At 58.7% G+C, this 10679-nt stretch carries 7 protein-coding genes; 3 read left to right on the top strand and 4 right to left on the bottom strand.

The window, feature by feature from the left end; genetic code table 11:
- The first annotated feature begins 278 nt into the window (after nucleotides 1-278).
- The 3 genes from NW858_RS10395 to NW858_RS10385 all read left to right on the top strand — a co-directional run bounded on the left by NW858_RS10395 (nucleotide 279) and on the right by NW858_RS10385 (nucleotide 6493).
- A complete protein-coding gene (locus NW858_RS10395) occupies nucleotides 279-2258 on the top strand; it encodes a hypothetical protein (RefSeq protein WP_414520444.1) in 1980 nt (659 codons plus the stop codon).
- A gap of 230 nt (nucleotides 2259-2488) precedes the next feature.
- Nucleotides 2489-3061, top strand: coding sequence for a Uma2 family endonuclease (locus NW858_RS10390; protein ID WP_414520446.1), 573 nt, complete (start codon nucleotides 2489-2491; stop codon nucleotides 3059-3061).
- Nucleotides 3062-3115: 54 nt separating this feature from the next.
- Nucleotides 3116-6493: a Swt1 family HEPN domain-containing protein gene (locus tag NW858_RS10385; protein WP_414520443.1), complete on the top strand. Its 3378-nt coding sequence runs from the start codon at nucleotides 3116-3118 to the stop codon at nucleotides 6491-6493.
- Nucleotides 6494-6525: 32 nt separating this feature from the next.
- On the opposite strand, the gene NW858_RS10380 is transcribed toward NW858_RS10385, so the two are convergent.
- The 4 genes from NW858_RS10380 to NW858_RS10365 all read right to left on the bottom strand — a co-directional run bounded on the left by NW858_RS10380 (nucleotide 6526) and on the right by NW858_RS10365 (nucleotide 10570).
- The gene (locus NW858_RS10380; protein WP_414520442.1) at nucleotides 6526-7896 is read right to left on the bottom strand and encodes a cytosine deaminase; all 1371 of its coding nucleotides are present in this window, start codon (nucleotides 7894-7896) and stop codon (nucleotides 6526-6528) included.
- Complete coding sequence (locus NW858_RS10375) at nucleotides 7889-8212, bottom strand: YggT family protein (RefSeq protein ID WP_414347543.1); 324 nt, start codon at nucleotides 8210-8212, stop codon at nucleotides 7889-7891. Before NW858_RS10375 ends, NW858_RS10380 begins: the two co-directional genes overlap by 8 nt.
- Nucleotides 8213-8386: 174 nt before the next feature.
- Nucleotides 8387-8761, bottom strand: a complete 375-nt coding sequence (locus NW858_RS10370; protein ID WP_414333591.1) for a hypothetical protein — start codon at nucleotides 8759-8761, stop codon at nucleotides 8387-8389.
- 42 nt (nucleotides 8762-8803) lie between these two features.
- A complete protein-coding gene (locus tag NW858_RS10365) occupies nucleotides 8804-10570 on the bottom strand; it encodes an ABC1 kinase family protein (protein WP_414347546.1) in 1767 nt (588 codons plus the stop codon).
- Between the last annotated feature and the right edge of the window lie 109 nt (nucleotides 10571-10679).

Raw genomic sequence — 10679 nt, 5'->3', positions numbered from 1 at the left:
GCGATGCTGCCCTCACCCCCCAGCCCCCTCTCCCCAAGGGCGATGCTGCCCTCACCCCCCAGCCCCCTCTCCCCAAGGGCGAGGGGGAGAGAACTCAGAACCCTCTCCCTCTGGGAGAGGGCAGGGTGAGGGTTCAATTCGTAGTCAAAACTGGCAAGGGCAAAGCACCAGAAGGCACAGTGGATCGCAAAGGGGCAAAGTGTATCGCCTGTGGAACTCCTGTGCCACTAGACTATGTGCGCCAAGAAGGCAGAGCGGGACGGATGGGATCCCAATTGATGGCCATTGTGGCGGAGGGACAAAACGGCAGAATTTATCTATCTCCCACCGCAGAACAGGAAGCTATTGCTAGATCTGCTCAACCCACTTGGAAACCAGATGCAGATCTACCTTGCAATCCCAGAAACTTTAATACTCCTATTTATGGATTAGATACTTATGACAAACTCTTCACCCCGCGGCAACTGGTAGCGCTGACGACCTTCAGCGATTTGGTGGCGGAAGCACGGGAAAAAGCCATCCAAGATGCGATCGCCGCTGGGATCCCTGATGACAATGTGCCTCTGGCTGAGGGGGGAACGGGAGCTAGGGCGTATGGGGAGGCGATTAGCGTTTATTTGGCGTTTGCTGTGGATAAAGGTGCTAACTATTGGTCAACAATTTGTGCTTGGCACTCAAGTCGAGAGATTATCATGAGTACTTTTGCCAGACAAGCAATTCCAATGGTTTGGGATTATGCAGAGGCAAATCCTTTCTGTAATTCGAGTGGTAATTTTTTGTCGGGTGTAGATCAAGCTGTAAAAATGATTACTTCTTGCCCAGCTACTTTAGATGGAAAAGTGAATCAACATGATGCTACTCTTACACACTCAGACGATGCGACCCCAAAAATAATTTCCACCGATCCGCCTTATTTCGACAACATTGGGTATGCCGATCTCTCAGATTTCTTCTATGTCTGGTTGCGTCGTTCCCTTAGTTCAATTTATCCCAACATTTTTAGCACTTTATTAGTTCCCAAAGCCCAAGAACTGGTGGCTACTCCCTATCGCTTTGGTGGAGACAAACAAAAAGCCAGGGAATTCTTTGAAACAGGACTCAGCAAAGCCTTTAACCGACTGCATGACATCTGCCATGCCGATTATCCACTCACTGTTTACTATGCCTTCAAGCAAACCGAAGAAGACCCCTCACCCCCCGATTCTCTCTCCCCTCAAGAGCAAGAGGGAGTTGAATTCCCTCACCCCCCAACCCCCTCTCCCATAGGGCGAGATGTCCCTCACCCCCCAACCCCCTCTCCCACAGGGCGAGGGGGAGAAAATTCAGAACCCTCTCCCTCAGGGAGAGGGCAGGGTGAGGGAGGCAGAGCATCTACTGGTTGGGAAACCATGCTGGAAGGGTTAATCCAGTCTGGCTTAACCATCGATGGCACTTGGCCCATGCGAACCGAACTTACAGGAAACTTAAAGAAAAATGTATCTGCCCTCGCCTCTTCCATCGTCCTTGTCTGTCGTCCCCGTCCTGCCAATGCGCCCAAAGCCAGCCGTAGCCAATTTCTCAAAGAACTCAAGCGAGAACTACCCCAAGCCCTGAAACTCCTGCAACAGGGCAACATTGCGCCTGTTGACCTAGCCCAGGCCAGCATTGGCCCTGGCATGGCGATCTATTCCCGCTATGCTGCTGTTTTGGAAAACGATGGTTCTCCTCTAACAGTTCGCACTGCTCTCCAACTCATCAACCAGTACCTGGACGAATACCTTGAGGAACAAGAAGGCGAACTCGATAGCGCCAGCCGCTGGGCGGTGACCTGGTTTGCCCAACACCGCTTTGAGCCGGGCCCCTATGGAGATGCAGAAGTCCTCAGCAAGGCCAAAAATGTCAGCCTCGAATCCTTGGAAGAACTTGGGATCCTGGAAGCCAGGGCCGGCAAGGTGCGGCTACGAGAGCGCGGATCCCTGTCGCTTCCTGAGGCAGGGATCCGACTGCCGGAGAGCCTTCCTCACTGGCTGATCACCCAGTTTCTCATCCAAACCCTGGACACCCAAGGGGAAATGGCAGCCGCAGAATTGCTGGCCAGCCTGGGGGAAAAAGGCCCCATTGCCCGCGACCTTGCCTACCGGCTCTACACCCTCTGCGACAAAAAAGGCTGGGCCCAAGAAGCCCTAGCCTACAACACCCTGGTCATCGCCTGGCCAGAGATCAGCCGCCTTGCCTTGCAGACAAAGCAGAACAACATCACCCAGCCCAGCCTATTTTAATCCCCCCTCTCCCTCAGGGAGAGGGGCCGGGGGTGAGGGGCTGCTCCCTCAGGGAGAGGGGCCGGGGGTGAGGGGCTGCTCCCTCAGGGAGAGGGGCCGGGGGTGGTCGCGTGAGCGGCGCGGAGCGCTTGGGCTGCTCCCTCAGGGAGAGGGATCCAGGGGTGAGGGATCCAAAAGACTACAATAGCGCCAGCGCCCCCTCAAATCCTCTGAACGGGATCCCTCAAGCCGTGATCTCCCTCAACTTGCGGCCCAGCCTGGAGTTGACCGATGAAGTCTTTGAACAGCTCTGCCGGCAGAACCCTGAGCTGCGCCTGGAGCGCACCGCCCAAGGGGAGCTAGTGGCCATGGCCCCTGTCGGCAGTGAGAGCGGGCTTCGCAATGCCGACCTGCTGGGGCAGCTCTGGCAGTGGAACCGCCGCACGAGCTTAGGACTTGTCTTCGACTCCTCCACGGGCTTTGCCCTGCCCAACGGGGCCATTCGCTCTCCCGATGCCGCCTGGGTTGCCAAGGAGCGCTGGCAGCAGCTTACCCCCCAGCAGCGGCGCCGCTTTGCCCCCCTGTGTCCCGATTTTGTCTTGGAGTTGCGCTCCCCCACGGATGACTTGGCCACTCTGCAGGCCAAGCTGCAGGAATACCTTGAGAACGGATCCCGGCTGGGCTGGCTGATCGACCCGGAAAGCCAGCGGGTCTACGTCTATCGTCCAGGCCAGCTCCCCCAGATCCTGGAGCGGCCCACCTGCTTGGAAGGGGATCCCGTCCTCCCTGGCTTTGTCGCCGATCTCAGCTTAGTTTGGGAATAGCCTGCCCCGAGTTGCCCTCTTTTCCCACCTGCCCCTTCTTGCAGCCCTTGACCGATGGCTATCAGCAACCACGAACGTGTTGGACGCGCCCTCAATCTTCTCCGACAGGGGCTTTATCCGTTTGTCGTGCGGGAAATGCAAGCCTTTCATGGCGAGAACTGGCTGAACGTGGCCGCCGACACCTTGCCCCAGAGCTCTCCCAAGTTCAAAAGCCCAGAGCAGATCCTCGAGCAAGATGTTGCGGCCCTGCTGACCCTAGTGTGGGAGCAATGGAACACCGTCTTCAGGCAAACCTTGGGTCAAGCAGAGCGCACCCTAGTCAGCGAGCTGCGCAACACTCGCAACGCCTGGGCCCACACCTGCACCTTTGGTTTTGACGACGCCTACCGCGCCCTCGATAGCGTGGCCCGCCTGCTGAGCGCCATTGCCGCTCCCCAAGCAGCCGAGGTGGAAAAGCAAAAGCAAGAGCTGCTGCGGCTACGCTACGAAGAACAGGCCAAGCGAGAAAGTCGCCGCGCCATTGTAGCTTCTCTGGAAGGCCAACCCCAAACTGGCCTCAAACCCTGGCGGGAGATCGTTACCCCTCATCCGGATGTGGCCTCTGGCCGCTTCCAACAGGCCGAATTTGCCGCCGACCTCTGGGAGGTTTACCTTGGCGAGGACTCCGCTCGCCCCGGCGGGACGGCGTCCTTTGAGTACCGGGATCCCGTCGAGTTCTACCGCCGCACCTACCTCACCAAAGGGCTGCAACAGCTTTTGATCAACGCCCTGAGGCGCCTCAGCGGCCAAGGGGGAGATCCGGTAATCGAACTGCAGACCAACTTTGGCGGCGGCAAGACCCACGCCATGCTCGCCCTCTACCACCTTTTCTCCCCCCCTTCCGGGAGAGGGAGTGAGGGCCTCCTACCCGACACAGAACCTCTTTTGCAAGCTGTTGGCCTACAGAGACCACCGCAAAACGTCAGAATAGCTGTCCTGGTGGGGAACAAGCTCCAGGCCAGCGGGATCCCTCCCTACCGGCCCGAACACAGCCAGCAAAACCGCCCCCTGATCCGCACCCTTTGGGGAGAGCTGGCCTGGCAATTGGGCGGGCCTGAGGGTTATGAACTGATGCGGCAGGCCGATGAGACTTCCACCAACCCTGGCGACAGCCTCAAGGTTTTGTTTAACCGCTATGCTCCTTGCCTAGTTCTCATCGACGAATGGGTGGCCTACGCCCGCCAACTGCACGACACTCCTGACCTGGCTGGCGGCACCTTCGACACCCAGTTTACCTTTGCCCAGACCCTGAGCGAATCGGCCAAGAACGCCAAAGATACCCTGCTGGTGGTCAGCGTCCCCTCTTCCGACATCGAAATAGGCGGCGAACGGGGCAAGGAAGCTCTGGTTCGGCTCAAGAACGCCATCGGGCGAGTCGAGTCCCCCTGGCGACCGGCCAGTGCTGAAGAAGGCTTTGAAATCGTCCGCCGTCGCCTGTTCCAGCCCATTCTTGACCCTGACCTGTTTGTGCAGCGGGACGCGGTGGTCAAAGCCTTTATGGATCTCTACCGCAGCCAAAGCCAGGAGTTCCCCAGCGAGTGCAAAGAAAGCGACTACGAACGTCGCCTCAAGGCCGCCTACCCCATCCACCCCGAACTGTTCGACCGGCTTTATGCTGACTGGTCAACGCTGGACAAGTTTCAGCGCACCCGCGGCGTCCTGCGCCTGATGGCCAGAGTCATCCATATCCTCTGGCAGCGCGATGACCGCAGCCTGCTGATCCTGCCCGCCCACATCCCCATGGACGACCAGCAGGTGCAGTCGGAGCTGACCCGCTACCTCGACGACAACTGGCTGCCGGTCATCGAAAAAGATGTGGATGGGCCCAATTCTCTTCCCCTGAGCCTCGACGGCGCCCATCCCAACCTGGGCCGCTACTCCGCCTGTCGCCGGGTTGCCCGCACCATCTACATGGGATCCGCCCCCACCCTGCGGGCTGCCAACCGAGGCCTAGAGGAGCGCCGCATCAAGCTGGGCTGTGTCCAACCGGGGGAACATGTAAACACTTTTAGCGATGCCTTGCGGCGCCTTTCCGACCAAGCCACCTACCTCTATGTGGATGGCAATCGCTACTGGGTTTCCACCCAGCCCAACGTCAACCGCACCGCCCAGGAACGGGCTGAGCAGCTTTTGCAAAACGAGCGCCACTCCATCTGGGAAGAGCTCCTCCGCCGTCTCAGAGCCGACAAAAGCCGAGGCGAATTCGGCGCCCTGCACATCGCTCCCGAATCTACCGCCGACATCCCCGACGACAGCTTGGGGGTGCGGCTGGTCGTTCTTTCTCCTCAATATCCCCACAGCCGAGGTAACCAAAACAGCGAAGGACGGGCATGGGCAGAGCAAGTTCTGCAGCGCCGCGGCAGCGGCCCTCGCTACCACAAAAACATGCTCCTATTTTTGGCTCCCGACAAAGCCAAATTGGAAAACTTGGAACGCCATACAGCTCAGTATTTGGCGTGGAAGGGAATCGAGGAAGAGAAAGACATCCTCAACCTCGATGCCTTTCAAACCAAGCAGGCCAACACCAAGCTAGAAGAGTCGAACAGGGCAGTTGATATCAGTCTACGGGAAACCTACCAGTGGCTTTTGATCCCAACTCAGCCCGATCCCCAGGGTGGCATTGAGTGGAAAGAAACTCGCTTGCAAGAACAAGACTCTCCCATTTTGCAAGCCAGCCGCAAGGCTGTTCGTGAAGGTGATCTAGTGGTCAGTTATTCTGCCCTCAACCTGCGCTTGGATGTTTTGGACAAGTTTCTCTGGCGGGAGGCAGATCATGTGAGTTTAAAACGGCTGTGGGAGTGCTTGACCCAGTACCCCTATCTGCCTCGCCTGAAAAATCAGTTGGTCTTGTTACAGGCTGTTCAAGATGGCGTTGCCTCAGAAACCTGGCGGGAAAGCTTTGCCTACGCTGAAAGTTTTGACGAAGCTAGGGGCAAGTATCTTGGCTTGAGAGCGTCAACCAGTGTCAACGCCGCCCTCAATGAAAATGGGCTGCTGGTCAAGCCAGAAATTGCCCTACGGCAACTCAACGAGCACAGCTTCCCTCCCCCTCGGCCTGATACCGATGCCCCGTCAGGGCAAGCTGAAGTAATAGCCATAAAAGATAGTAGACAGGATAAGAATCAACCCCTTGCCCCAATCTCTCCTGAGCTGCCCCGGCGCTTCTATGGCAGGGTAGAAATTGCCGATCCCTTGCGAATCAACAGAGATATTGCCACCCTCGCCGAAGAGGTGATCCGGCACCTGACCAATCTGCCGGGATCCACCGTCAAAATCACCCTGGAAATCGAAGCGGAAATACCGGAAGGCATGCCGGAGACCGTAAGGCGCACCGTAGCAGAAAACTGCCGAGCCTTGAAGTTCTGCACCCAGGAGTTTGAGAGCGATCTTTAGACAATCCGCAGCAGTAAGGAGCTCAACCTACTCTATGAGCTGCAATCTGCCCCTGCGTTGAGATCGTCCAGTTCGCTGTAGTCCGGCAGCGTGGTATCGATGGGCTGGCCTTGGCGCAACACTACTCGGTCATGCTGAGGACGGGAAAGCAGCTCGTCAAACCCCCGGCCCTTGAACAGCACCAAGTCTGCCGACAGGCCCACCCCAATTTGCCCGGCCTCTACCAAGCCCATCCTACGGGCCGGGGTGGCAGTGATGGCCTGCGGCCAATCCCCGTAGGGGGTGTCCAGGTGCAGGATGCGGGTGGCCTCCCGAAACACTTCTAGGCCGTCGTGATCCCCGAAGCCGTGGAAAGGATCCCGGCAGTTGTCACTGGCTATCATCACCGGCACGCCCAAAGCCTTCAGCTCATGGAGCAGCGTTACCCCCCGCCAGCGGGGCGTGTGGCCGGGGCGGCGGTCTTGTAAATAGAGGTTACACATGGGCAGGCTGACCACGGCGATCCCCGCCTCTTTGACCAGGGCCATGGTCTGGTGGGCCACCTGCGGCGGCTGCACCGCCAAACTGCAGCAATGGCCGCACACCACCTGGCCGAAAAACTCATGGCGCAGGGTTGCTGCTGCCACGTGTCTCAACGTGAGGGATCCCGGATCCTCCGTCTCGTCGGTGTGGAAGTCGAGATCCAGCCCCCGCTCCTGGGCCAGGGCAAACACCCGCTCCAACTGCTCATCCAGCTCCGGCCCCATCGCCGCTACCCCACCCAGGATCCCGCCCAGCTCTGCCACCTTGTCCGCCAGCTTCTCCCCTGCCGGCGTGAGAAAGAAGTCCAAATGGGTCAACGTCACTGCCTGCAGCTCCAGTCTGCCCGCCCACTCTTGCCGCAACTGGGCAAACACCTCCCAACTCACCTGGGCGTGGGGGCCGTTGCAGACCAGGTGGGTGCGCACCGCCTGGGATCCATGGGCATAGCTGCAGCGCAGGCCAAAGTCGCAGCGGCGGTAGATATCCTGCCAAAGTTTTTCGTGCCTGCCGGCGTAGGCCCGCTCCATTTTGGCCCAGTCTTCCTGCTCGGCCCGGATTGCCCCGGCAAACGTGCCGTCGGGGTTGGGGGTGCGCGGCCACACGTGCCCCTTGTCCAGGTGGGTGTGGATATCGACAAAACAGGGCCACACCTGGCCCCGCCTCAGATCTACGCTCGCGATCCCCTGAGGTGGGATCCCATTGGCTGCTTGGATGTGGGCAATTCTCCCCGCCTCTATTTCCAGATCCAGCAGCACCAGGCCCTCCCGGTTAGGCGCGGCCCCTGGCACCGCATCTTTGAGCACCGAGACGGGAACTTGGGCATTGAGCAGCCAGTAGTGGGCAGCGCCGGGGATCTGCAGGGTGATCCCGCAACTAGGCAAACTGACCCACCACCTGCATGGCAAAACTCAGCAAAATAAAGGCCAACCAGGGGGAAAAGTCCAAGCCACCGATGGGGGGAATGATGCCGCGGAAGAGGTTGAGATAGGGATCCGTGAGCTGGCTGAGCACCGACAGGATGGGGTTCGACCAGTTCAGTTGCGGGAACCAGCTCAGCAAAATCCGCACAATCAGCAGGGCATTGTAAATGACGATGAACTGGTAAAGGGAGCGAAACAGCAAAGACGCGGCACTGCCGTAGACCAGCCCCAGAGAGAGGCCGTCTGTCCAAGGGAGCAACAAAGGGCTGAGCATCATGGTTAGAAACAGCGAGGGAACGACTCTTCAACTCATCTCATCTCAACTTAAGCGCTGTCGGCAGAGGCAGACCTGATCCAGGAGGGCAACTCAGCCGAGCGACGAGAACACTGGCACCCCTCAGGGGAGAAAGCCAGTGCCGCCTCTAGTTTGGCATGGACAGGGATCCCCTGCTTAAGGCTTTTCCTCGACAGCGCTAGAAGATATTTCCTTGACAAGCAGTTGTGCGCGGGTGGCCTGGATCGCCTCGTTCAACTCGGCAATCTTGGCTTCGAGGGTGCGGCGGGCCTGGGCAATCCGCTCTGTTTCCTGTTCCCACTCCCTCCAGTCGCTGGAGCTGGGCACAGCCGGCTCACCCGAGACTCGGAGGCGCGGCCGCTCAGGAGGGACAGAGGTGCCGTTGAGACGGTCGGGATCGCGGCGCTGGCCTTCGGCGGATCCCTTGCTCAGTCGGGGGGCCAGCACAAAGGCGATCACCCCGCCGATGATCCCGCCCAACACAGCGCCGGCTACCACACCGGCAATGAAGTCACCTTTCTGATCTGCCACGCTTTTGTCCAGCTCACCAAACTTAAGCTATCTTCTTCTGTTCTACCTTTCCTGTCCCACTCCCGCCAGCAAATTCGGCCAGGGCTGGGGAAGTCGCCAGTGGCTGAGCCGCTCCAGGTGGGCTTGCATCTGTTCCCTCAACTCGGCCAAAGCATGTTGCAGATCGCCGGGCAGGGATCCCAGTGCCGCCTGCCAGAGGTGAGTTGGAGACAAGTCGGGGCTGACCACATGCCACAGCCGCTGTAGCTCCTCAAAGTGAAGGCGGTCATCTTCCGTAAGCGAAAGCACCAACTGGCGGCGCAGCTCGCGGGCCTCTTCCGACATCAAGTAGCGCAAACCCATTTGGGCAGTGGGGATCCAATCCAGCCCCCCATCGCTGCGGGCAATTTGGATCAAATTCTCCAGGCGGTTCCAGCGGAACTTGCCATCTTTAATCAGCACTTGCAGCAGCCGCTGGCGAATGCGGGGTGACTCATCCGTCAGCAGGCGCTTGGCCACGTAGGGATAGGCCACACCAACAATGCGAAACTGGGGATAGAGGCTAAGAGCCACCCCTTCTTGAGTAACCAAAGAGCGGATTACCAACGCAAAGTGGGAGGGTACCTGAAAGGGGTAGCGGTACATCAAATCGGAGAACTGGTCGGTGGCGGTTTTGAAGTTGAAGTTGCCCACCTCCTGGTTCAACACATCCGCCAGCACCGTCTCCAAAGCAGGGATCAGCTCTTGGCGGTTGACATCCGGCTGTAAAAAGCCCAGATGAATAAAATCGTCGATTAAGGCGTTGTAGTCGCGATCCACCAGGTGAACCAGCGCGTCCACCAGATATTCCTTCATTTCTTCGGTGAGCTGGTCCATCATGCCGAAGTCGATATAGGCCAGGCGGCCATCGGCCAGGGCAAACAGGTTGCCCGGATGGGGATCGGCGTGGAAAAAGCCGTATTCCAGCAACTGCTTCAGGCCAGCCACCACGCCAATGCGCACCAGTTGTCTGACCTCCAAGTTGGCGGCTCGAATCCGCTCCACATCGGTGAGCTTGATGCCGTCGATCCACTCCAGGGTCAACACCCGGCGGGTGCTGTAGGCCCAAAAGATGCGCGGCACATACACATCGGGATCGCCGCGAAAGTATTCGGCAAAGCGCTCGCAGTTTTGCCCTTCGTTCAGGTAGTCGATCTCCTCAAAAAGCTTGTAACCAAACTCATCCACCACCGCCGTCAAGGTGTTGCCCAGGTTCAGGGGCAGCCAGGAACCCAGCCAGGTGGAGGCCCAGCGGATGAGGTACAGATCTAGGCTCAGCCGCTCCCGTAGGTGGGGCCGCTGCACCTTGACCGCCACCCATTCGCCACTGTGCAGTTGCGCTTTGTAAACCTGGCCTAGGCTGGCCGCGGCCACCGGCTCGGAAGAGATCTGGGCGTAAATTTCGCTAATCGGACGGCCCAACTCTGACTCAATGCGGGCAAACGCCTCCTGGGAAGGAAAGCTGGGCAGTTGATCCTGCAGCTTGGTCAGCTCTTCCAAGTAGTCTTTGCGCACCAAGTCCGGTCGCGTCGAGAGGGCCTGCCCCACCTTGATGAAGGTGGGCCCCAGGTCGGTGAGCAGCTTGCGCAACTGGGCCGAGCGCTCCGCCACATTGCGCTCCGTCTGCCCCCACAGGCGATCCCAGCGCAGACAGAGGACAAACCAGAGAAAGGGCCAGAGAATGGCCAGCGCCCGACCGATCACCTGCGGCAGGCGCCAGCGGTAGTAACGAGCAATAAATTGCGGATCGTAAACTTCTAGGTCGGCAACCGAGGAAATCCTGTTCAGCACGCTCAAGGGATCTCACAATCTGTTTTTAAAGCTCTCAATATTTATCGTAATCTATTGTAACGGCAAAAGCCTCTTGATTCCTCTTCATCTTGCTTAACAGCGCCTCCTC

Source organism: Synechococcus sp. H55.10 (assembly GCF_047502715.1).
In the GTDB taxonomy this organism is placed as follows: domain Bacteria; phylum Cyanobacteriota; class Cyanobacteriia; order Thermostichales; family Thermostichaceae; genus Thermostichus.
This window is presented reverse-complemented; position numbering and strand designations above follow the sequence as displayed.